Annotated in this window: 18 protein-coding genes and 1 tRNA gene; all 19 read right to left on the reverse strand. The window is 33.7% G+C overall.

Annotated features, from left to right (window positions below; translation table 11 throughout):
• Positions 1-9 precede the first annotated feature (9 nt).
• The 19 genes from C3L50_RS14250 to C3L50_RS14340 all read right to left on the reverse strand — a co-directional run bounded on the left by C3L50_RS14250 (position 10) and on the right by C3L50_RS14340 (position 25604).
• Positions 10-4332 (reverse strand): CusA/CzcA family heavy metal efflux RND transporter, encoded by a 4323-nt coding sequence (locus C3L50_RS14250; RefSeq protein ID WP_103806850.1) that lies wholly within the window; start codon positions 4330-4332, stop codon positions 10-12.
• A gap of 148 nt (positions 4333-4480) precedes the next feature.
• Entirely contained in the window at positions 4481-4798 is a 318-nt protein-coding gene (locus C3L50_RS14255; protein WP_317044967.1) for a DUF6660 family protein, read from the reverse strand.
• A 63-nt stretch (positions 4799-4861) separates the two neighbouring features.
• On the reverse strand, positions 4862-6106 hold the full coding sequence (locus C3L50_RS14260; RefSeq protein WP_103806852.1) for a site-specific integrase: 1245 nt from the start codon (positions 6104-6106) through the stop codon (positions 4862-4864).
• A 269-nt stretch (positions 6107-6375) separates the two neighbouring features.
• A tRNA-Ser gene (locus tag C3L50_RS14265) sits at positions 6376-6463 on the reverse strand.
• A 167-nt stretch (positions 6464-6630) separates the two neighbouring features.
• Complete coding sequence (gene ribB / locus C3L50_RS14270; protein ID WP_103806853.1) at positions 6631-7764, reverse strand: 3,4-dihydroxy-2-butanone-4-phosphate synthase; 1134 nt, start codon at positions 7762-7764, stop codon at positions 6631-6633.
• A gap of 7 nt (positions 7765-7771) precedes the next feature.
• Positions 7772-9208 carry an LptF/LptG family permease gene (locus C3L50_RS14275; RefSeq protein ID WP_103806854.1) on the reverse strand — a complete coding sequence of 479 codons (1437 nt, stop codon included), beginning with the start codon at positions 9206-9208 and terminating at the stop codon, positions 7772-7774.
• 6 nt (positions 9209-9214) lie between these two features.
• Positions 9215-9907 (reverse strand): LolA family protein, encoded by a 693-nt coding sequence (locus tag C3L50_RS14280; RefSeq protein WP_103806855.1) that lies wholly within the window; start codon positions 9905-9907, stop codon positions 9215-9217.
• Between the two features lie 9 nt (positions 9908-9916).
• Positions 9917-12373 carry a DNA translocase FtsK gene (locus tag C3L50_RS14285; RefSeq protein ID WP_103806856.1) on the reverse strand — a complete coding sequence of 819 codons (2457 nt, stop codon included), beginning with the start codon at positions 12371-12373 and terminating at the stop codon, positions 9917-9919.
• Positions 12374-12391: 18 nt separating this feature from the next.
• Positions 12392-12766: a diacylglycerol kinase gene (locus tag C3L50_RS14290; protein ID WP_103806857.1), complete on the reverse strand. Its 375-nt coding sequence runs from the start codon at positions 12764-12766 to the stop codon at positions 12392-12394.
• 7 nt (positions 12767-12773) lie between these two features.
• On the reverse strand, positions 12774-13271 hold the full coding sequence (tpx, locus tag C3L50_RS14295; protein ID WP_103806858.1) for a thiol peroxidase: 498 nt from the start codon (positions 13269-13271) through the stop codon (positions 12774-12776).
• Positions 13272-13431: 160 nt separating this feature from the next.
• Entirely contained in the window at positions 13432-13689 is a 258-nt protein-coding gene (locus C3L50_RS14300) for a DUF6952 family protein (protein WP_103806859.1), read from the reverse strand.
• Positions 13690-13691: 2 nt separating this feature from the next.
• Positions 13692-14000: a thioredoxin family protein gene (locus C3L50_RS14305; protein ID WP_103806890.1), complete on the reverse strand. Its 309-nt coding sequence runs from the start codon at positions 13998-14000 to the stop codon at positions 13692-13694.
• A 173-nt stretch (positions 14001-14173) separates the two neighbouring features.
• A complete protein-coding gene (locus tag C3L50_RS14310) occupies positions 14174-14809 on the reverse strand; it encodes a peroxiredoxin (protein ID WP_103806860.1) in 636 nt (211 codons plus the stop codon).
• A gap of 146 nt (positions 14810-14955) precedes the next feature.
• Entirely contained in the window at positions 14956-16554 is a 1599-nt protein-coding gene (locus C3L50_RS14315) for a glycoside hydrolase family 3 protein (RefSeq protein WP_103806861.1), read from the reverse strand.
• A gap of 217 nt (positions 16555-16771) precedes the next feature.
• Complete coding sequence (locus tag C3L50_RS14320; protein ID WP_103806862.1) at positions 16772-18049, reverse strand: MFS transporter; 1278 nt, start codon at positions 18047-18049, stop codon at positions 16772-16774.
• Position 18050: 1 nt separating this feature from the next.
• Entirely contained in the window at positions 18051-19610 is a 1560-nt protein-coding gene (locus tag C3L50_RS14325; protein WP_103806863.1) for a glycoside hydrolase family 10 protein, read from the reverse strand.
• A 152-nt stretch (positions 19611-19762) separates the two neighbouring features.
• A complete protein-coding gene (locus C3L50_RS14330; protein ID WP_103806864.1) occupies positions 19763-21034 on the reverse strand; it encodes an acyltransferase family protein in 1272 nt (423 codons plus the stop codon).
• 33 nt (positions 21035-21067) lie between these two features.
• Positions 21068-24064, reverse strand: coding sequence for a glycoside hydrolase family 3 N-terminal domain-containing protein (locus tag C3L50_RS14335; RefSeq protein WP_103806865.1), 2997 nt, complete (start codon positions 24062-24064; stop codon positions 21068-21070).
• Positions 24065-24098: 34 nt separating this feature from the next.
• Positions 24099-25604, reverse strand: a complete 1506-nt coding sequence (locus C3L50_RS14340) for a sodium:solute symporter (RefSeq protein ID WP_103806866.1) — start codon at positions 25602-25604, stop codon at positions 24099-24101.
• Positions 25605-25622 lie beyond the last annotated feature (18 nt).

The following is a 25622-nucleotide window of genomic DNA, read 5'->3' on the forward strand; positions in this document are numbered from 1 at the left end:
TTAATAAATTTATTTGTTTGTAAAATAATTGTATTGGATAATAGCTTGGTTGTAGGCATTTAGATTGTCTAAATAATTTTTTCGTATCTCGATGGCTTGGCTCAAATACAATGAAAAATCGGCGTAACTAATTTCTCCGGCACGATAGGATTGATTGGCAGCTTTAATAATTTCGTTAGCCTGTTGCAAACCTGAAGTTTCATAAAATTGTATACCCGACAAGCTTTTTTCTACTTCGGTTTGTCTTTGTGCCAAAGAGGATTTCAGTATTTGTGTCTGGTATTGCAACTGTTGTTCCTGCATTTCTTTTTCTGTTTTGGCTGCTTTTATTTTATTGCTGTTAGCTCCGGTTCCGAAAACAGGGAATGAAGTGGCAATCGAGAAACCGCTATACGGATCTTCAACTCCATACAGTTTTTGGGAAAAAACCCGACCCGTGAATTCTGGTAGGCGGTTGCTTTTTTGTATTGCAATTTCACTATTGGCAATCACTACATTTTGCTGCAATAGAAGAAGATTGGGGTGGTTTTCTGTTGCATTTTGCAAACCAAAATCCAATTTACCCAAGGGTTCAGCAATCGGTAAAATAACTTCCGAGCTATTGAGCAATTGCATTAATGCCTGTTGCTGCACCTGCATTTCTTTTTGAAGCTGGATAATGTTGGTTTGAATTTCATTGCGTTTTACATTAGCCGAAATTTTTTCGATACCTGCACTTTCTCCCGTTTTTACTTTTAGTATCGTGGTTTTTAACAATCCGATGTAAATGCTGTCCAATCTTTGGTACAAAGCCATCTTGTCCTGTAAATACCACAATTGATAATATACCGAACGGATATTTTTTTTCAAATCAGTATTGATTACTTCCTTGTTGTATTCGAAGTATTTTGTTTGTTCCCGATAGTAATTTTTTCTGGCTTGGTTTACTTGGGGCATATAGAAACTTTGTTGTAAACCTATTTTCAATACACCCGTTTTATCCGAAGGACGCAAATCTTCATTTTCTACAAAGATTCCTGTTTTGGGGAATTCGTTGTTTCCTTTCACCAAAAACTGGTTTTTTGCGATTTGCGATTGATTGATGTTGTATTGCAGATTGTCTTTCAAACCCAACTTCAAAACTTCATCGATGCTTTTTCGGGATTGTGCCTGACCATTATGGAAGGAAAATAATAATCCGATAACTAGAATTGTGGTGATTGATTTCACTTTCGGTATTCTTTTTAAATTCATTTTTGTGTTGAATATGATGTAGAGCAACGGCAATACAAACAAGGTTAAAAATGTTGCCGTGATTAATCCTCCAATAACTACGGTGGCTAATGGTTTTTGTACTTCGGCACCTGCACTGTGTGATAATGCCATTGGCAAAAAACCTAATGAAGCAACGGCAGCCGTCATTAATACAGGTCGTAATCTTATTTTTGTTCCTTCAATGACCCGTTTTATAACATCATCCCAACCATCTTTTTCGAGTTGGTTGAATGTGCCGATTAATACAATTCCGTTTAATACGGCTACACCAAACAAGGCAATAAAACCAATGCCTGCCGAAATACTAAACGGCATTCCACGAAGTAGTAAAGCAAATACCCCACCGATGGCACTCATTGGAATTGCCGTGAAAATCAAACCGGCTTGTTTCATTGAATCGAATGTAAAATACAACAGCATAAAAATTAGCAGCAATGAGGCTGGCACAGCAATCAGCAACCGATTGGTTGCTTTTTGTAGATTTTCAAAAGTACCGCCATACGTAAAATAATAACCTGATGGCAGTTTTACTTTCGTAGCCAACTTATCCTGAATTTCTTTAACCACACTTTGCACGTCTCTGTCCTGAATATTAAAACCAATTACAATTCTTCGTTTTCCTGCCTCACGGCTTATTTGTGCCGGACCCAGTTTGAAATCTATTTTTGCCACTTGTGATAACGGTATTTGATTTCCAGTAGGTGTTGGTATCAATAGATTATTCACATCATCAATACTTCTTCTTGATGTACTGTCCAAACGCACTACCAAATCGAATTTTCGTTCATTTTCATACACTACACCCGCTGCCTTTCCTGCAAAAGCAGTACTTACAATACTGTTGATGCCTTCAACATTCAGCCCATAATTGGCAATGCGCAATCGGTCGTATTCAATGTTGATTTGTGGTAATCCATCCACTTGTTCTACCTGAGGAGCAGAAACGCCTTTTACTTTTACGATTACACTTTCTACTTTTTTGGCATATACAGAAAGACTGTCCAGGTTTTCTCCAAATATTTTTACTGCTACATCTTGTTTAATACCCGTCATTAATTCATTGAAACGCATTTGAATGGGTTGGCTTTTTTCGACAAATACGCCAGGGATAACACTTAATTTTTCTTCTAAGGCATCGCCTAATTCGTCATAAGTTCTGCCCGATTTCCATTCGTCTTGAGGTTTTAGTATAATCATCATATCCGTGGCTCCTGGAGGCATTGGGTCAGTAGGCACTTCACCTGCTCCGGTTTTTCCTACCACCATTTTTACTTCCTCGAATTGTTTTGCAATTCTGGCGCCTTGCATCGAAGTTTCGATGCTTTGGGATAATGAGGTTTCTAGCGGCATTTTAAATTCAAAGGCATAATCTCCTTCGGCCAAATTGGGGATGAATTCGCCACCCATTTTGCTGAAAACAAAAACGGTAATCAACAATAAAACGACAGTAGCGCTAACGACCTTGTATCTTATCTGAATGACTTTTTCTAAAAGAGGTTCGTATTTGCTGTACAAGAAATCCATCATTTTATCCGAAAATGTTTTCTTGTGACTGATGTGTTTCGGTAAAAACAAAGCACTCATCATAGGGATGTATGTTAACGAAAGTATCATAGCCCCAATAATGGCAAACGAAACAGTCATAGCCATTGGACTAAACATTTTACCTTCGATACCCACCAATGATAAAATTGGGAAATACACGATCATAATGATGATTTGCCCAAATGCGGCACTACTCATCATTTTTTTAGCACTATATTCTACGGCGTGATCCATTTGTGGCTGGGTCAGTTTTACGGGGCTTTTATTATGCTCTAAAAAATACAAGGAAGCTTCCACTATAATTACAGCACCATCCACAATTAAACCAAAATCTATTGCGCCGAGGCTCATTAGGTTTGCACTTACACCAAATATTCTCATTAATGCCAATGCAAAAAGCATTGATAGCGGTATTGCAGAAGCGACAATAAGTCCCGCACGAAGGTTCCCGAGGAACAATACCAATACAAAAATTACAATTAAAGCTCCTTCGACCAGATTTTTTTCAACAGTAGAAATGGCACGCTTTACAAAGGTACTTCGGTCAATATAGGGTTCTACAATCACATCATCAGGCAATGATTTTTGAATAATGAGCATTTTATCTTTAACCCTTTGAACTACTTCGTTGCTGTTTGCCCCTTTTAGCATCATCACAATACCACCAACGGCGTCCACTTTTCCATTGTAAGTCATCGCTCCATAGCGTACAGCACTGCCAAACTGCACTTCGGCAACGTCTTTTATGAAAATTGGAACGCTGTTTGGGTTGCTTTTTACCACGATATTTTTTACATCTTCCAATGAAGTGACTAATCCAACTCCACGAATAAAGTAAGCACTTGGTTTTTTGTCAATGTAAGCGCCACCCGTGTTTTGATTATTTTTTTCCAAAGCGTTAAAAATGTCTGGAATAGTAACACCCATTGCTTTTAAGCGGTTGGGGTTAACACCCACTTCGTATTGTTTCAGTTTACCGCCAAAACTATTTACTTCTGCAATACCGGGAGTTCCGTTGAGTTGTCTGGCTACAATCCAGTCCTGCATAGAACGCAAATCCATTGCGGAATATTTTTTTTCGCTTCCTTTTTTGGGATGTAAAATGTATTGATACACTTCGCCAAGTCCTGTACTGACTGGGCCTAATTCGGGTATTCCAATACCTTGAGGGATTTGATCGGTTGCTTCTTTTAGTCGTTCACTAATAAGTTGGCGTGCAAAATAAATATTTACATCATCATCAAAAACTACCGTGATTACCGATAAACCAAAGCGAGAAATGCTACGGGTTTCTTCTAAATCTGGAAGATTTGCTATGCTTTGCTCAATTGGAAAAGTGACTAATTGTTCTACTTCTTGCCCTGCCAAAGTGGGACAAAGTGTAATAATTTGTACCTGATTGTTTGTAATATCCGGTACGGCATCGACGGGTAACTTGGCAGCACTCCAAACTCCCCAAATGACGAGAAACAAAGTCATCAAACCGATGATGAACTTGTTATTTATACTAAAATGAATGATTTTGTCTAACACTATTGAAAATAATTAATGTTTATTAATAAATTTATAAATCACAGTATTTGAATATATTAAATACTGTAAAATGATTAATGAAAATCAATATTGTGATTAATGCACAAGTCATTCATCACTATTCATTTAATCATTAATCCAAAAAATATTAAGCATTAATTTGAGGCGGTTGCCAAATACTCCCGAAGAAATTGGAAGCAAGAATTGATTTGTATTCCGGTACTTTTTTGTCAATTATGGTTTTAACAGAAAAGAAATTATAAGCGTAAACAGTATTGTAAGCGAAACCTTGACAGCCACAACAGTTGCAGATGCACAAAGGAGAACAGGCATCTTTGTCGTGTGTATGATTTGATTCATTGCTAATTGTCACTTTATTATACGACACATTATGCTCCATATCTGCGCAAGGCATACAGGAAAGTGTTATTAAATAAATCGATAATATAAAGTTTAGAATTTTCACGGCTGTAAAAGTAGGTATTTTTTATTATATCATTGAAGAAAAATATTAGTTACAGGCATAATTTCATATAATTTTTTCTATATTATTATTACTTGTCAATGAAAATTTCCCTCTCAATATTTTCATATCCTCACTTACTTTTTTATCCAAAATTTTTGCATAATGCTGGGTAGTTCTCAAATTTTTATGACCAAGCATTTTACTCACACTTTCAATAGGAACGCCATTTGTAAGCGTTACAGTCGTTGCAAAAGTATGCCGGGCAATATGAAAGGTTAATTCTTTTTCAATCTCGCAAACGCCTGCTATTTCTTTGAGATAAGCATTCATTTTTTGGTTTGTCAAGATAGGCAATAATCTATCTTCATTATTGCTTTTAGGATGGTCTGCATATTTATCAATAATCATTTGGGTTACTGGAAGGATTGGAATTTTAGAAGCCGTTTCTGTTTTCTGTCTGTGGGTAAATATCCACTTCTCGCCATCAATACCAATGCTTATATGTGACTTTGTTAAGTTTTTGACATCAATGTAAGCCAAGCCAGTAAAGCAGCTAAAAAGGAAGATATCGCGTACTAATGATAATCTTTCTGTTTTGAAATCTTTGTTGATAATACTTTGAATTTCATCTTCGGATAAATAAACTCTTTCAACTTCTTTGACTTTCGATTTATAGTTTGCAAACGGATTTTTGTCTAGCCAGTCATTGGCCAGACAAAGCTTGATTATTTTATTGAAGTTCTTGATGTATTTAACCGCTGTGTTATTGGCACAGTTCCGAACGCTTCTTAACCAAAATTCATAATCCGTAACGAAAGCGTGATCTATTTTGTTTATTTCGATATCGGAAACTTTGTATTTCCATTGTAAAAATTCGATTGTATGGCTCAACGATGTTTTATAGCGTTCTAATGTTCCTGGCGCATATTCTTTGCCAACCAATTCTTTTATTTTGTTATTGTGGTCTTGGAATATTGGGATTAGCATTCTTGCTCTTTCATCAACTCCTAGAATTTTGCTTTTGAGAGTTTCTGCTGTTACTGGAATTTTTTTGTGTACTAATTCCATTTGCATATCTATGATTTGAATTTTCAACATATCAAGATGGCTATTTATTGAACGAGCTTCTTCTGAGTTGCCTTTCATTTTGCCTGCTTCTGTAGACCATTTGGACAATTCTACAAATCTGTTGGAACTTAATTCAATTCTTTTGCCATTGATTGTAATTCGTGTGTAGATAGGTACTAAACCGTTTACACTGGCTTTTGCTCTCTTTGCGTAAAAGAGAATAGATACTTTTGTTTTCATCGTGGTAACCTTTTAGTTGTTATTAAATTTAATTCTAATAAGACTAACACACAAGATGTACAATTTTTAAACTGGTCATTGAACTGGTTGTAATGCCTTGTGAATGCTAGGTTGAGATAAAAATCGGTTACCCTAATTTCGGGTAGTTTAGGGTAACCGATTTTATCCCTTTCAGTTCACGCATTAATGAATAATTTGATGGTATGGGAAAAGAAAAAACCCTTTAAATCATACGATTCAAAGGGTTTTAATTCAATTTGTATTTCTACTGGCGGAGAAAGAGGGATTCGAACCCCCGGACCTGTTACAGTCAACAGTTTTCAAGACTGCCGCAATCGACCACTCTGCCATTTCTCCAGTATGTTGCTATCATTTTGTGATTGCGAGTGCAAATATAAGAACCTTTTTTGGTTATGCAAGTGTATTTTTAGAAAAAACACAGCTATTTGATTCGCAATTTTTTAATTGTTTCATTTCCTTTGTGTTAATTAAAAATAAAATCTGAAAAAAATTAAAAATGGATGCTAATACTTCACATATTCTTTGATTTCAAGACCATATCCTATCATTCCCACACGCTTGGTTTGCTCAGTATTTGATAGTAATCTAATTTTTGAAATATCTATATCGTGCAAAATTTGGGCACCAATTCCAAAATCACGATTGTCCATCTTGATTTGTGGGGCTTTGAAAATTCCTTTGGATTGCAACTCTTTCAATTCAACAATTCGATTTAGTAAATCACCCGATTGGCTTTCCTGATTGATGAACAATACAGCTCCTTTGCCATCGGCATTGATTAATTCAAAAAGGTCGCATAATTTTTTATTGGCATCATTAGTTAACGTTCCCAAAATATCATTATTGATTAAAGTCGCATTAATACGAGTCAAAACGGGTTCACCAATATTCCAAGTGCCTTTTGTCAGGGCTATATGGACACGATTATTTGTGGTTTGTAAGTAAGCTCTAAGTCTGAAGGTACCAAAACGTGTTTCTATATCAAAATCCTCTTTTTTGACGATCAAACTGTCGTGCTGCATTCGGTAAGCAACCAAATCTTCAATAGAAACTAATTTTAAATTAAATTTCTTGGCCACTTTGACTAATTCCGGTAAACGTGCCATCGAGCCGTCTTCATTCATAATTTCGACAATCAGTCCCGCAGGTTTAAATCCGGCTAAACGAGCAAAATCTATAGCTGCTTCTGTGTGTCCTGTTCGTCTCAATACACCTCCCTGTTTGGCTATTAAAGGAAATATATGTCCTGGTCTGGCAAGTTCGTGGGGTTTGGTGTTAGGGTCAACTAAGGACAAAACTGTTTTGGCTCTATCAGCAGCCGAAATACCTGTGGTAACACCGTTTCCTCTCAAATCAACCGATACAGTGAAAGCGGTTTCCATAGGATCGGTATTGTTATGAACCATTGATGACAATCCCAACTCTTTACATCTATTTTCGGTTATTGGGGCACAAATAAGTCCTCGGCCATGGGTAGCCATAAAATTGATCATTTCTGGAGTTACCTTTTCGGCAGCTGCAAGAAAGTCTCCTTCATTTTCACGACCCTCATCGTCAACAACAATAATAATTTTGCCCTGACGAATATCTTCAATAGCTTCTTCTATGGTGTTGAGTTTTATTTTGGAGGTTTTCATATAGTAATTATTTTGATGGAGGAAATATTTTTTGATATATTTTTTGAAAAGGAGCCATAATTATGTCCATATTAATTAATCCAATATCATTGGTAGCCCGATAGGTCAGTAGTATGGCTAATGGTAAAAGTATTAATGTGGACATCCAAGCTCCTAGAAATGGAGAAAGCTGATTTTCTTGTGAAATTCGTTTGCCAAAAGTATTAATAAAATGGAAAGTAATAAAGATTAATACAGCAAATACAATAGGCAATCCTAATCCTCCTTTTCGAATGATAGCACCCAGTGGAGCGCCTATGAAAAACATTAGGAAACAAGCAAAAGCAATTACGAATTTGTCATAGAAAGCTAAAATGTGACCATTAATGTTCTTTTGTTTGAATTCTAATTCGGAATTAGTAACCGAAATTGAAAGCAAATTGTTTTCAATATTGCTAATGGCAAAGTTTAGTATATTTAACTTTTTATCATTCGAATACTTAGATAATAAATTACTAGGGAGCGTCTTGGTTTTATTGAAAACTAAATCATTTTTGATAATTCTTTGCATACCAATACGCTGATTGATGTTTTCTGAAAAGGAAAGCACTTCTGTTTTCATGTTTTTATGTAAGGAATCTAAAGTATAATTTAGTTCACTTATATTAAGCATAGTATTTGTATTTGATACGCTTTCATTATTAACATCAACCTTATTTAATTTTGACAAATCAATATTGATATTGTATTTTTTGAAGGAGCTTTTAGCAAATGGAACTTTGATGCGATCTTCATACTTTTTTGGAATGACATCTTCATAGTAGTAACCATCATTCAAAACCATTTGCAATGTATTTGATTGTTCGCTACTTATTAATAAACCATTTTTAGCTTTTATAACAGTTTTATTACCTTCACCCACAGGTGATTTTTTATGTATTGTAATTCCAGTTAGGGTGTTCCCATTAACGCCAGATTTCTTGTTTACCTTTATAGAATACAAACCAACATCGCTAAACTGACCTTCAGCAATAGCCATTGCGGGTTTCAATTGAGCAATATTTCTTCTAAAATTAATGAATTTATATTCGGCATAGGGGATGACGTTATTGGCAAAAGTAAAGGCTACAATACTTAAAATTGTAATGAAAATAATTAAACTCCTCATCGCTCGTTGCAACGAAATTCCAGCCGATTTCATAGCAGCAAATTCATAGTTTTCTGCCAAGTTTCCAAAAGTCATTATTGAGGACAATAATACTGATAGTGGCAATACTAATGGAATAATTCGGGGAATGGCAAATAACAAAAACTTGATTACCATTGGAAAATCTAAATCTTTACCAGCTAATTCGGCAATAAATAGCCATACCGATTGCAGTATAAATATAAAAAGCAAGATAATAAATACCATTAAAAAGGTACTCAGAAAAGTCTTTAGTAAGTATTTGTCGAGAATTTTCACTTAGAATTAATCTATTTTATTGATGTAGTAATTGGGATATTTACTCGCAACAAATGTAAATTGATTTTTCGACAATGGTTGGTTGGTTTTAAAAGAATTAACAGTCAATGTAGTTTTTGTCCCTTTTTTGTCTGTTTCAATCAAATTATAGATGTGTTTGGTTTGCACATCAATGCCCAATAGAATTTCTTTTCTTTTGTCCTTCGTGTTGTTTGGAGTCAGTTTTACATACTGAATTTTTCTCCCTTTGACATCTTCCAATTTATCTATTGTACATCTATATCCTGAATTAAAAAAGGTTAGCATTTTTGATGGAGTGATAGCGCTATCGTCTTTTTCATTTACTGTTGAAATAGTAACTTCCTCGTCTTCTGGAACTATTGTATAGGATTTTTTTCCGTCATAGATTTTAGTAGCCCCCATAAAATTCAAAACATATTGGTTGCCCATCATCGTTACATTTCCTTTGCTATCTTGCTTTATGTTTTCTTTGGTATTGTTAAGACTGTATTTAAAATCAATTACAATATTCTTGTATCCTTTTACAATTGCGGATACTTCGTTCAAAAGGTCTTTCGCTTTATTTTCTTGAGCTTGAATTGAAAAACTGAATAAAAGCAATGCGGTAGTAATTAGAAAAAAGGATTTACTAAAGCTTTTCTTTTTATCGTTTCTGTATTCGTGAATCTTCGATTTCATTTTTAATTTTTAATTTTGTTCATTATTGAAAAATTGTTCAAGACCATTCATATCAAGAATGTTAACACTTCTAGCTTTGCTACCTTCAAATGGGCCTACAATTCCGGCAGCTTCTAATTGATCTATCAATCGTCCGGCTCTGTTATAACCTAATTTTAGTTTCCTTTGAAGTAATGAGGCTGATCCTTGTTGCGCCATCACAATTATTTCTGCAGCTTCTCTAAATAATGTATCTCTTTCGGAAATATCCATATCAAGATTAATGCCAGTTTCTTCTCCAACAAATTCTGGAAGTAAATAAGCGGTTGCATAAGCTTTTTGTGAACCAATAAAGTCAACAATTTTTTCTACTTCTGGAGTATCTACAAATGCACATTGTACACGAACTACATCATTACCGCCGTGGAATAACATATCACCACGTCCTATCAACTGATCTGCTCCTTGGGTGTCTAAGATGGTTCTGGAATCAATTTTAGAGGATACTCTAAAGGCAATTCTAGCTGGGAAATTGGCTTTGATTAATCCCGTAATTACATTTACCGAAGGTCTTTGAGTAGCAATAATCAAATGGATTCCAATGGCTCTGGCTAATTGTGCTAATCTTGCTATTGGGACTTCAACTTCTTTTCCAGCTGTCATAATTAAATCAGCAAACTCATCGACTACCAATACAATGTAGGGTAAAAAGCGATGTCCGTTTTCAGGATTTAATTTTCTAGATTTAAATTTCTCGTTGTATTCCTTAATATTTCGAACCATCGCATCTTTTAGCAAAGAATAGCGATTATCCATTTCCACACAAAGTGAATTCAAAGTATTGACAACTTTGGCATTATCTGTAATAATAGCATCATCAGTATCGGGTAGTTTGGCCAAATAATGTCTTTCAATTTTATTAAAAAGTGTCAATTCTACTTTCTTAGGATCGACCAAAACAAATTTGATTTCAGCAGGATGTTTTTTGTATAATAATGAGGTGATTACAGCATTCAAACCTACTGATTTTCCTTGTCCTGTTGCTCCAGCCATCAATAAGTGGGGCATCTTGGCTAAATCTACTACAAAAGTTTCATTCGAAATGGTTTTTCCTAAAGCAAGAGGCAATTCCATTTCCGCTTCCTGAAATTTGGCTGAACCAATCACACTTTTCATCGAAACCATTGTAGGATTCTTGTTTGGAACCTCAATACCAATCGTTCCTTTTCCAGGAATAGGAGCAATGATTCGAATCCCTAATGCCGATAGTGACAAGGCAATATCGTCTTCTAAACTCTTAATTTTCGAAATTCTAATTCCAGCCTCAGGAACTATTTCATATAGTGTAACCGAAGGTCCAACTGTGGCTTTAATTTGTGCAATTTCTATTTTATAATTGCGTAATGTTTCAACAATTCTATTTTTATTTTCTTCTAATTCTTCTTGATTGATGGTAATTCCTCCTGTTGAATATTCTTTTAATAAATCAATTGTTGGATACTTGTAGTTGGATAAATCCAAAGTGGGGTCGAATAATCCAAAATCGGCCACCAATTTTGAAGCTAAATTTTCTTCGATAATATCTTCTTCTGGCGCTTTTTCGATTACAAAATGCTCGTCTTCTGTTTGGATTATTTCGGGAATATTAAATGGAGGTGGTGTTACTTCTTTTGGAATTGGTTTTAAAGTAATTTCAGATGCATTACTAATGGTTGGTTTTAAGGCTTCTTTGTTAATTTCGAATTGAGAAACTGGAATGGTTTTTAATTGAATTCCTTTTATATCTTCGTCCTCCTGATTTTCTTCAACGGCATATTCTTCTAGATTATAAGCACTTGTAGCAGGATTAGTTGTCGAAGCCGAATTTAAATCGTTTTTAATTTCTTTTTTTGTGTTTTCGAAAAAAGATTTTATCCTCTCAGGAGACAGTTTAATTTTAAAAATCAAATAGACAATTAATCCAAAGATTAAAACCAGTAAGGTTCCTGTTTTACCAAGATAATCCTGCGAAAACAAATTCAATTCATAACCAATAGTTCCACCCAATTCAGGTAGGGAAGTGGCAAAAAATCCGAACAATACCGATACTATAATAATTACGAATAAATCCCAAAACCAAATTCTTTTAAGCTTTTTTAAAGAAATATCAAGAACTAAAAAGACACCCGTTAGAAAAAACAATCGAACAAATAGAAAGGAAGCCAATCCAAAACCTTTGTAAACAAAAAAATCGGCTAAAAAAGCACCAAATTTTCCCAACCAATTCTGAACCGTTTCTGTTCTATCAGATAATTGATTAACGGCACTTTGATCGGCTTGACCATGGATATAAAAGGATAAAAATGCAAGCAATAAAGCAATTGAAAATAACACCAAAAGCGATCCCAAAACAATTTTGTGCTGTTTTGTAATCGCCCATGATTTTTTTGCTACAGAATTTGTGTCAGATTTTTTATCCGAAGTAACTGATTTTATTGTTTTTGCCATTCTAGGTCGAACTGTTTTCTATAAAAATTTTGGTACATAAATGATACATCCAATTGCAATTGCAGTTAAAGCAGCAAAAAATACCGCACCAGCTGCAATGTCTTTAATAAATCCAATGCGCTCGTGATAATTAGGATGAATAAAATCGGCAATCTTTTCGACAGCAGTATTAATTCCTTCTATACTCATTACTAATCCTATGGCTAATATTTGAAATAACCATTCAGTAGCACTTATATGCATACAAAAACCAAGAATTGTCATCATTATACCAATAAAAAACTGAGTCATTACACTATGTTCGGTTGTAATTAATTTTACAGCACCTTTGACAGCAAATGAAACGCTTTTTAATCTTCCGCTAAAAAAAGAAGTGTCTTTCTGAAATTCCATCCGTTAATTAAAGTACTGCTAAAGCAGCTTCATAATTAGGCTCGTTGGCAATTTCAGGAACTTGTTCAGTATAGAGTACAGAACCACTCGCATCAACAACAATAATACATCTGGAGTGTAAACCTGCTAAAACTCCGTCGGCAATTTCTAAACCATTAGTTTTACCAAAACTACCATCATTGAAATCAGATAAATTAACCACATTTTCGATTCCTTCTGCTCCACAAAAACGTTTTTGGGCAAATGGTAAATCTCTGGAGATACACAATACTTTGGTGTTTTCTAATTTTGCAGCAGAAACATTAAACGTTCTTACAGAAGTTGCGCAAGTTCCAGTATCAATACTTGGAAAAATATTTAGCACTAAATTTGTTCCTGCAAAATCACTCAATGTAGCAATAGTTAAATCGTTTTTAACTAATTTAAAATCAGCTAGTTTTGTGCCAACTTTTGGTAATTCGCCTGAAGTGTGGATTGGATTTCCACCTAATGTGATTGAAGCCATAATGTTTGTTATTAAATGAGGTTCAAAAGTATGAAAATTTATTTACGATTTTGAATTTATAATTTACTAATTTACGAAAAAAAACGCTCACATTGCTGAAAGCGTTCTAAAATAGATATTATTTTATATCCTAATAATTAGTATTCAAAAAGGGTTCTTCTTACTTATCAATTGAGCCCAAAACGCGCTTCATAAAAGTATTCAGAGCTTCTTTTTTGTCCATTCCGTCTTTAGTCATTTTGTGTACTTCTAGTGCTCCGTACATATTCGAAATTAGTTCGCCAATAACGTCTAATTCTTCATCTTTCAAGGAAGAAACTTCGGTTAAAGCTTCCAAAACATCGATAGTTTCAACAAGGTAATCTTGGTCATTTTCGTCAATAAATTGAGTTAAATGTTTGATTATAGGTAGTTTCATAATTACTTAATTTCGTTTACCAATTCTGTCAAAACTTCCGCTTTATTGGTTTGGGTTTCGTTTACTAATTTCCCATTTACGAAAGTAGCAAAGGTAGGCAAGTTGCTCACGTTCGCTAATTTTCTTGATTCGGGAGAATTTTCAGCATCCACTAAAACAAAAGTCAAATCGTCATTCTCTGAAGCCAATTTTTTGAACTTTGGTTTCATAATTCGACAATTTCCACACCAAGAGGCCGAAAATTGAACGATTACTTTTTCCTCTTTAGCAACTAAATCTTGTAATGTATCTTCGTTTAATTCGATTAACATAGTTTTTTGAAATTTCAATTTCAATTTCAATGTCAAAAATCAATTTTTAAATTGGTGCAATTAAAATGTAGCTATTTATTTAAAATAAGAGTTTTATAAAATCAAATTCTATTATTCACATTGAAATTGCAATTGATTTTTGACATTGTAATTGAAATTATTGTTAGTGAATGTTAGTGAGATCCTAAATAAGCAGCTGTACTATTTCTGTCAGCTGTCATTGCATCTTTTCCTTCTTCCCAGTTTGCAGGACAAACTTCGCCTTTAGTTTGAACGTGAGTGTAGGCATCTACTAAACGTAAATATTCGTTCACATTACGACCTAATGGCATATCGTTTACACTTTCGTGGAAAATTTTACCTTCTTCGTCAATTAAATAGGTAGCTCTGTAAGGAACGTTTGAGCCTACTAATAGTTCACCGTCAAAAGCTTCGTCATATTCCATTTCGATGTCTAAAATACCTAATTCGGCAGCCAAATTTCTAGTTGTATCTGCAAGGATTGGATAAGTTACTCCTTCGATTCCACCGCTATTTTTTGGAGTGTTTAACCAAGCAAAGTGTACTTCGTTAGTATCGCAAGAAGCTCCAATTACGATAGTGTTTCTTTTTTTGAATTCGCCTAAAGCAGCTTGAAAAGCGTGTAATTCTGTTGGACAAACGAAAGTAAAATCTTTTGGATACCAAAACAAAAGTACTTTTTGATTGTTTTCTGTAGCTTCTTCAAGTACATTGATTCTTAAATTGTCGCCCATTTCTGAAATAGCGTCAACTGTAATGTTTGGGAATTTTTTTCCTACTAATGACATTGTGTTATGTTTTAAAGTTATTATTATTTTTTACTGAGACAAATGTAATTCAAAAGCTAATTTTGAAATGGAAATTGTAATTATATATTTTTATTATTGTATAATAAAATCTTATTGTATTTAAAAATACAATAGTAATTAGCTATTTAAAAGCCGTTTATAGTTACAGGTAAACTTCCTCTGCATCTTGAATTTCTTAGCAATTGGCGTGCGGCACTTTCTTGAAATTCACGAAAATCTTGATACACTTGTACGATTCCAATAGTTGATTTTAAATTAGGAATTACATCTAGTACATAAGGATTTCCAAATACGTACAAAACGCATTTCTTTTTAGAAAATAGATCTTCTAAAAATTCTAATACAGAGTCTTCTATACCAAAATTATTCAAAGGTTTGGCTTTCGGAACAAAAAGAGTTACAAGAATTGTATCAAAACATTTTAATTCTTCTTTAATGTTTGCTATGGCTGTTTTATCTCCCGTTTCTAGTGCGAATTTTTCTGAAGGAAGAACTAGTTTTAGTGATTTATAAAATATGTTATCAATATTTTTATAGAGACATAATTTAGCAAGTTTGTCATTATTTTTAGCTTCAAACAAGTGCAAACCATTTTGCTTGTCCTTGATTAAAGTTGTGCTTTTATCAGCAATTAGACGATTTAATATGGAAGTGGCTTCAAAATCGAATTCTCCTTCTGGAGCAAAATTTCCATCTAATATTCCCGCTTTTTGTTTGCATTTCCACAAGCGATTGAAACTTTCTTCGATACGTTTTGGAGTTGCATTTTTGAGGATTTCCTGAATTCCTTCGGCTACATTTTCGGCAAAACACAGTACATCATTTCCTGCATTAAAAGCTTCCCATTCGAGTTGTCCTTTTATATCATACAGTTTTGAAACGCTATGCATATTCAAAGCATCCGAAATGACTAAACCATCATATTTCAATTGTTTACGCAAAAGATCTTCAATAATTGATTTGGATAAAGTTGCCGAGGTGTTTTTTCCTTCATTCAATGCCGGAACTGCCAAATGTCCAATCATAATCGAATCGACATTGTTTTCGATTCCTTTAATGAAGGGAACTAATTCGTTTTCCATTAATTGCTCCAAAGTTTCTTCTAAAATAGGTAATCCCAAGTGCGAATCGACACTTGTATTACCGTGACCTGGAAAGTGTTTCAGACAACCTAAAACGCCAACTTCATTCAGTCCACGTAAATATTCAGTAGAAAAATTAGCAACTCTATTTTTGTTTTGACCAAACGAACGATAGCCAATTACGGGATTTTTTGGGTTGTTATTAATGTCTGCCAAAGGCGCCAAATTGTAATGAATTCCAGCTGCTTTCAAATCCAATCCTGTTCGTCTTCCTACTTCGTAAACCAAATATTCATAACGCTCTGGCAAAGCACCAAGAGAAATTGCGTAAGGATATTGAGGTGTGTTTTCAACTCGCATTGCCAATCCCCATTCGGCATCAATACTCATCAAAAGTGGAGTGGAAGCACATTTTTGAAAACGTACCACAAGTTCTTTTAAACGCTCAAAACTAGAGTCGTTAACTTCAACTTTTTCTTTGGATTCATAGTTGGTTGCAGCACTGGCACGACTATGAAAAAAAGTAAGTCCACCAATGTTGTGTTCTGTAATTAAACGTTCAATTTCTTGAAAATTTTCTTCAGTATCATTAATAAAAACTGCAGGAAAAAAGAATTGACCAATTTTTTGTTCTAATGTCATTGATTTAGAAATTTAAACTAAGATGAATCTCAGATTAAACTGATTTTTGAATCTGTTTTTTTCTGAGTTTTTGCAATTAGTATTGCTGCATCTGAGTGCTATTTTTTGTAGGTTTAAATTTAGCACTATTTTTTTAAATTTCAATTATTTAATTGGCATTAAATTGTTAGGTTACAAAGTGAATTTAATTCTTTTGTTTTATTTTTTTGAGCATTAATTAGTCTATTTTTTTTCCAAACTCTTTTGGGAAATTCAAAAATTGTGATAAAATCAACCCCGGAATTGTAGCCAAAAATACCCAAATAAAGAAATTGCCATAGCCCAAATATTCCTGAATATATCCACTCAACATTCCGGGTAACATCATCCCAAGAGCCATAAATCCTGTTGCAATAGAGTAGTGCGAGGTTTTTGATTCGCCATCAGCTAAGTAAATTAAATACATCATAAAGGACGCAAAACCAAATCCATAACCAAATTGTTCTGCAATTACAACTGCATAAATATAATAGATAGAAGTTGGATGAAAATGAGCCAGCAAAATGAAACCAATTATTGGCAAGTGCATAGTTAATATCATAGGCAACATCCATTTTCCGAGTCCATTTTTAGAAATGGCAATTCCGCCCAGAATTCCACCAATTGTAAGGGCTAAAACACCAAAAGTTCCATAAATGATACCTACATCTTCAGTTAACAATCCCATTCCTCCAACTGCTTTATCGTCAATCAAAAACGGAGTTAGCATTTTTAACAATTGAGATTCGCCTAATCGAAATAATAGTATGAATGATAAGGCTATTCCAATTTGTTTTTTTTGGAAAAAGCTCGAAAAAACAGTTCCAAAACTCACTTTAGGAGTGGGTTGAGATTCGGTTTCTAGCGAATTAATTTCGGTTTTTGGAGTTAAGAAATAATTATATATCGTTAAAACGGTCATTATTAGCCCCACAATTATCATCGTATAAGACCAAGCTTTGGTTTTGTCGGCATATAATTGTTCAAAATAACCAGCAATAATTACAATCAATCCATTTCCTGTTAGCATTGCCAATCTATAAAAAGTGCTTCTAATTCCTAGGAAAAACGATTGTTGATCTTTAGTTAAAGCTAGCATATAAAACCCATCACTGGCTACATCATTCGAAGCAGATGCAAAAGCTGCTACCCAAAAAATGGCTAAACTCAAAATGAAAAAGTTGCTAACAGGAATCGTAAATCCAACTACTAAAAAGGCAATTGAAATTAACAATTGCATTACCAGAAACCAATTTCTTTTGGTCGAAAACAAATCAATAAATGGGCTCCATAACGGTTTTATTACCCAAGGTAAATACAATAGACTTGTATAAATCCCAATATCTTCGTTGCTGATTCCTAGGTTTTTGTACATTATTACCGAAACCGAAATTATAATAGCATAAGGCAAGCCCGAAGCAAAGTTTAAAAACGGAATCCAATACCAAGGTTCATTTTTTGTTTTTGAAGTTTCCATTTTAGTTTTGTTTTATTTCGGTGTTTAAATTGACAATTTCAGGAACACTTTCGTTTCCGTAAAAATCGATAAATGTAAAAGCTACTTTTTTGATATTATTTAATTGGTCTTTAGCAATCGAATATTTTATGGACTCGCTTTTTGCATCGATAAATATTTTTTCTAAGATTTGACTAGGGTCGTTGCTGTCAAGTTTCGTATTGTTTTCGGTGATATAAACCACTATATATCGAACTTGGTCTGATTGTGTTTTTTTGAATGCAAATTGATATAAATTTCCTTCTTTAGAAAATGAATTGATTAAAGGTCGTTCAGTTCCTGTTTTTTTTGAATTAGGTACAGGCAAAGGAATTGCAGGATATTTATATTGATTTGCTTTTAACAAGTCTGCAACGTCTTTATTGATATTGACAAAAGCTTTGGCACTATAAAAGGAATTTCCTTGTATATTAGGAAAGGTTCGGGTTAAATCGATTTGATTAGGAATTTCGCCCGGAACAAACCACTTTTTGTCTGAATCATTTTTAATTTTATAACTTCCATTTCCAATATAAACATTAGCATTTATAGAATTATTGGCCCACCATTTAATTAATTTTGAATAAGAAGCTGTTTTATGATCGATGCTCCAATACAATTGTGGCAACATATAATCTATGTAATTTCCTTCCATCCAAGCAATTGGATCGGCGTATAAATCGTCATAATTCGTTTGTCCTGATTGTGTATCTGACCCTTTTGGATCCACTGATTTATTGCGCCAAACCCCAAACGGACTAATTCCAAATTGAACCCAAGGTTTGATTCTTTTTATTGAATAATAAATGTTTTTTACAAAATTATTTACGTTGTCACGTCTCCAATCTTCAAGCGATTGTTTGTAACTGTATTTTTTAAATGAAGCTGCATCGTTAAATTCTTTGCCACTAACTTTATAGGGATAAAAATAATCATCAAAATGGATGGCATCAACATCATAATTTTTTACAACTTCCTCAACAACAGCAGTCAGATGGCTTTGAACTTCGGGTAGAGCAGGGTTGTAGTAGTATTTTTCTTTTCCAGTCTCTCCATATTTTATCATCCAATCCCGATGTTTGAAGAAATCGTGTTCTTTGCTCAACGTTTCTGTTTTGGTATCGAAAGTTGCTCTATAGGGATTTAGCCAAGCATGAAATTCGAAGCCTCTTTGATGTGCTTGTTCGATCATCCAAGCTAGAGGATCATAATAAGGTTTTGGTGCTTGTCCTTCTTTTCCGGTTATATATCTTGACCAAGGTGCTAATTTTGAAGGATAAAAAGCGTCTCCAGTACTTCGTATTTGAACAATTACTGCATTGTAATTCAGTTTTTTATAAGTTTCTAAAATTTCAATAAAATCGGCTTTTTGTTTGTTAACAGAATCTGTACCCGCTTTTGGCCAATCAATATTTACTACAGTTGCTATCCAAACGGCTCTGAATTCATTTTTCGGATATTTGGCATCATATTGTGAATGAGCATTCCAAAATGAAAGCAGAACTATAAAATTCAATACAAAAAAAGGCTTAATTCTAATCATTATAGTAGTGTTATGTAAAAATCAAAAGTAGTTTTTTAGAGAAGTTTATCCTATAATTTTTTTAATAAATTCTAATTTTTATTGCTGCAATTTGTTTGCCAAATTAGTTGAACACTTATTTTATTTTTAAATAGTTAGTGATTATTATTAGATTACACTTTGAAAATGAGCTTCTGTTTGTAAAAAATATATAAAATAATAGTCCAAAAAAGTACATACAATAGGGCATATGCCAATGAAGCGTTTAAAGGATTTAAAAATTGAGGTGTGATGACATAAGTATAAAAATACTCATTGATATTTATTTTTTCGGATGCAATTTCTGGATTTTGAATTTCAATCATCCCCCAGACTCTCGGCAATATTCCTGACAAAAAGAATACAATCATTGGATTTACTCCCCAAATCAAAAAAAGCTTCGTCCATTTTTTATAATTGGCAATCTCTATCAAATAATATAAAATCATTAGAATTGATATGGCTAAGCCAGCGGTGTATAAAACATAAGAGCTACTCCAAAGTGATTTGTTTATTGGGAAAACCAAACTCCAAATCAAACCCAGTGCAATAAGTGAAATACCAAGAACGATGAGTTTTTTTGTGATTTCTATTTTTGTGGCTTGTATATTCAATAATTGACCGATTAACATTCCTATAATTCCTGTTGCAATGGCAGGTATTGTGCTTAAAATACCTTCAGGATCCCAAGTTTTACTAGCACTCCATAGATGTCCGTTCAAGATAGAATTGTCTAACCAAGCAGCTAGATTAGTTCCTTTTTCAAAATTAGCAGCACCAAAACCGGGTACAGAAATACAAGTCATCAAAAACCAATAAATCAGCAATAATAGAACTGCAATTCCGATTTGGATTTTTGGACTAGTTTTCAAAAATAGGAGTGAAGTAAAGAAATATACGATTCCAATTCGTTGCAAAACTCCGGGGATTCTAACTTCTTGAAAACTTTCAATTGAGCTGTAAGCTAAAAATAATAATATCCCCAGAACTCCAAAAGCCAAATAGGTTTTTATTTTTTGATTAAAATTTCCCAAAAGGGCAATTCCAACAATAGTAGTAATTAGGATTCGGATTGTCAGTAATGGAATTCCCTCTAATCCTAAAAAGTGTATTTTTCCAAAATAATTTAAAAACAATCCTAAGCAGAAAATTCGAATGGAACGAACCACAATTTTATTAAAAATGGAACTGTCAAAATGTTTGTCAGGCATTGCAAAAGGAATTGCTGTTCCCATAATGAATATGAAAAATGGAAATACCAAATCAGTAGGAGTACAGCCATTCCATTCAGCATGTTCCAAAGGTGGATAAATGTGTGCCCAACTTCCGGGATTATTGACAATGGTCATTAAGATTATTGTAAATCCTCTGAAAACATCAAGTGAAATTAAACGTTCTTTTTTCATTGTTTTGGAGTTTTTAATTCAAATTATGGGTTACTATTTCACAATAGCATTTTGTATTATTTGTTGAATGTCTTCCCTAATTCTTCCTTTAACTAGAGTATTTCCTTCATATTCAGGATATGTTCTGTTAGAAAGAAAAACATAGATGATTTGGGTTTCGGGATCAGCCCAAGCCATATTTCCTGTAAAACCAGTATGACCAAAACTAGCAGGAGAAACACAACCGCAAGTTGAGCCGTCTTTTCCAATTCGTTTGTCAAAACCTAAACCTCTATTGACTCCTTCTGTGTAAAAATAACAAGTATTAAAATCATTAAATGTTTTTTCGGAAAAATAGCGTTGGTTGCCATAACTTCCTTTTTGCAAATACAATTGCATCATTTTGGCTACATCCATTGCATTCGAAAATAATCCTGCATGACCAGAAACGCCACCTTCCATAGCGGCTCCCATATCATGAACATATCCTTGAAGCGTTTGATGGCGGAAATAATTGTCTTTTTCAGTTGGCGCAATCGAGTTTTTATCAAACTTTTTTAATGGATTGAATAAGGTATAATTCATTCCTAATGATTTATAGAATTTTTCCTGAACCAAAACATCTAATTTTTTATGGTTTACTCTTTCTAGATATTCTTTTAGAAGAATGAAGGTTAAATCGCTGTATTTATACTCAATTTTTTTGTCCAATGGACTGTCGGCAATGATTTTAATGATAGTATCGTGATAGTCATTTCTGATGAAAATACTATCGGCAACTTGTCTAATATGCTGGGCATCAAAAGTTTTTTGGTAATACTTTTTCGAAGGCATTTTGGCACTATCCAATGTTGCTTTGTAGAAAGGAATCCAAGCTTGAAGACCTGCATAATGCGAAAGCAAATTTTTGAAACCAATATCTTTTTTATTGGATTTACTTAAAGAAGGCAACATCTTAGACAATTTAGTATCCAATGTCACTTTGTTTTGGTCGTATAATTGCATCACATTGGGCAGTGTGGCAACCATTTTTGTAATTGAGGCTAAATCATATAAATCGGAATTTGTGACCAATTTTTCCTTTTCATAAGTCTGGTAACCATACGATTTTTGATAAATTACTTTTCCATTTCTAGCCACCAATACTTGTGCTCCAGGAGTCATTTTTCCATCGATGGCTTTCTTGGCATATTCATCAATTTGGTTTAAAATCATTGGATTCATACCTTCGTTTTCGGGTGCTGTGAATCCCAAACGATCTAATTTTTGGGTACTTATCCCAGTATTTACAGCAAAGTTAGAATTGATAGAAACAGGTAATTTTCCCTTGGCTTCGATGGCACCAAAAATAAGCTCAGCCGATACAATTTGTGAAATTGTTGAGTTTTGATAGGAAACTACTAATCCTTCAATCTCATCAAAATTAGTTATAGGCAACAAAGAATAAGGTTTTGCAAAAACATCTAAAATTACTTTATTGTTTTTGGCAATTTCTTGCAGCCACAACAATTCTTTTTCTGTGAAATCGTGATTTTTCCAAGCCAAATCTGATTTGTGGAAACCAATAATTACGGTGTCGAAATTTTTTAATTTTAAAGTAAGACTGTCAATACTTGAAGCTGTTACTTCGGTAATTTCAGTATATTTTTTTAAAGTCGTCAGAAAAGAACTGTTGTCATCGTCTCCCAATTTTACATAGGCTATTTTTTGATCTAATTTTTTTATCGGAAGTACATTGCTTTTATTATTCAAGACCGTGATTGCATTTTCAAATAATTGATATTGTAAAGCATCATTTTCGGTTTTGTTTATGTCTTGATACAAGTTTGCAAGGTCAATTGGTTTTGGTTTATTTAAGCCTGCTTTGAATTTGTAATGCAAAATTTTCTTTACTGAATGTGCCAATCTTTCCTCAGAAATTGTTCCTTGATTGTAAGCTATTTTAATTTTTTCGACTGCCAGCGAAACATTTTCTGGACATAATAAAATATCATTTCCTGCCATAAATGCGGCCAAATCGATGTCTCCTGGTTGCATAAAATTGCTTGCACCCTTCATTCCAAGCGCATCGGTGAAAATTAAACCATTAAACCCCAATTCCTTTTGAAGTAAATTAGTAACCACATTATAAGAAAGGGACGAAGGACAATCTTGTTTCGTTTCTAGACTTGGAATGTTCAAATGCGCAACCATTACCGAGGCTAAACCATCGTCAAACATTCTTTTGAAAGGATATAATTCTACTAAATCTATTTGTTCTTTAGAAAAATTAATTGTTGGTAGAGTTTTGTGAGAATCTGTTGCAGTATCTCCGTGGCCTGGAAAATGTTTGCCTGTGCAAAAAACGCCTTGACTTTGCTCTCCTTTTAAAAACGCAATGGCTTTATCGGCAACATTGACTTTTGATTCTCCAAAAGAGCGATTTCCAATAATTGGATTTTTGGGATTGGTATTGATGTCGAGCACAGGAGCAAAATTGAAATGAATTCCCATTCGTTTGCATTCATTCCCCATATTTGAGCCCACTTTTTCAATCAGTTTTAAATCTTGAATAGCGCCAAGAGTAATATTCCAAGGATAGCGATAAGTAGAATCAAGTCGCATTGCCAAACCCCATTCGGCATCAATCGCAATAAACAAAGGGACATTGGCTTTCGATTGGAACCTATTGGTTAATTGAGCTTGACGAACTGGCCCACCTTGAAAAAAAATAATGCCACCCACTTTGTAACCCTGAACCAAAGAATCAATTTTCTTGGCGTGAAGACTATCTTTATTAGAGTAGGTAGCAACCATAAAAAGTTGTCCTATTTTTTCTTCCAAAGACATTTTTGTATAAATGCTATCTACCCAATGATTTTCTTCATCCGAATCTTTAAAAAAAGTAGCGCCAACGGTTTTATTTTTAGCAACATATATTTCTTTATTTGCTGAAATCGTAGTTTCTTTTTTGGCATCAATCGTTTTTTGGTCTTTTTTTAAACCTATACAATTGCTAGCCAAAAAGGCAAAAGTTAAATAGAAAGTAATTTTTATAAAGTAATTTTTCATTGTTCAATGAATTAATTTTTGATTATTATTTGGACTAAAAATCTATTTTTTCTGCTTTTTTGCTGATGGAGTAGAGACCAATAAAAGTAATTAAAGCGTTTATGATAATGAGTTCATTGTCAAATATATATCCAAAGAATAATGTTGCGGAATTTTCACTTACTAAATAGGTTATTGCCGGTGACAAAAAGCAGATATAAGGAACCAATTTGTCGTTTACTTTTCGTCCTTTATGAAATAATCCGAAGGCATATAAACCTAACAAAGGGCCATAAGTGTAGGAAGCAACCTTGAAAATCATTCCAACAACAGAACTATCATTTATAGAATTAAAGACTAAAATTATTAGAAATAATAAGGCTGAAAAGCTTAAATGGACTAAATGTCTAGTTCTAATGATATTTTTTTTGGCCTGATTTTCGGATTTTTCCATTCCCAAAAAATCTACGCAAAAAGAGGTTGTCAATGCAGTTAAAGCTGAATCGGTAGTGGCAAATGTAGCTGCAATAAGTCCCAATAAAAATACTATTGCGGGTATTACTGTTAAATGATTCAAGGCAATTTCTGGAAATAATAAATCGGTTCTGGGTTTATTAGTAATGGAATCAATTGGGATTTCAATTCCGTTTTTGGATGCATAAATGTATAATAATGCTCCCACGCTCAAAAAGAAAATATTAATGACCACGAAGATTCCAGTGAAAGTGAACATGTTTTTTTGGGCATCTTTTATGTTTTTGCAGCTCAAGTTTTTTTGCATTAAATCTTGGTCAAGACCTACCATTGCTATGGTTACAAACATTCCGCCAAGAATTTGTTTGGCAAAATGAAACTTGTTGGTCATAAAATCATCAAAGAAAAATATTTGAGAATAATTACTATCCTTCACTTCGTGGAATGCGCCAACCAAACTCAAATCTAAACTATTGCAAATGAAATAAATTGTTAAAAACACTGAAGAAACTAGAAAGAATGTTTGCAAAGTATCTGTGATAATTATTGTTTTAAGTCCGCCACGATAAGTATAAGAAAAAATTAATAATAAAGAAATTAAGACCGTTAACGAAAATGGAATGTTATAATAATCAAATACAAAACGCTGCAAAACAATAACCACAAGATAGAGTCTAAAAGCAGAGCTAATGGTTCTGCTTACTAAAAAAATAGAAGCCGCAGTTCGGTAACTATAATGTCCCATTCTTTGCTCGATATAGCCATAAATGGAAGTTAAATTCATTCGATAATAGAGCGGAAGAAGGAGTTTTGTAATGATAATAAACCCAATTGCATTTCCCAATACAAACTGAAAATATTTGAATTGTTCTCCATTTGGCGAACCCACTTCTCCCGGAACCGAGATGAAAGTTACTCCAGAAAGTGCTGTTCCAATCATTCCAAAGGCAACTAAATACCATTTAGAATTTTTATTGGCTTTGAAAAAGGCATCATTTCCATCATTTTTCTTGCTGACGCTATGAGAAATGTAGAAAAGTAGTCCAAAATAAACGATGATTAATATAAGGATTGCGCTTGGAGTCATTTTGTGTTTTTTAGGGTT

The organism is Flavobacterium alvei, assembly GCF_002920895.1.
Lineage (GTDB): Bacteria > Bacteroidota > Bacteroidia > Flavobacteriales > Flavobacteriaceae > Flavobacterium > Flavobacterium alvei.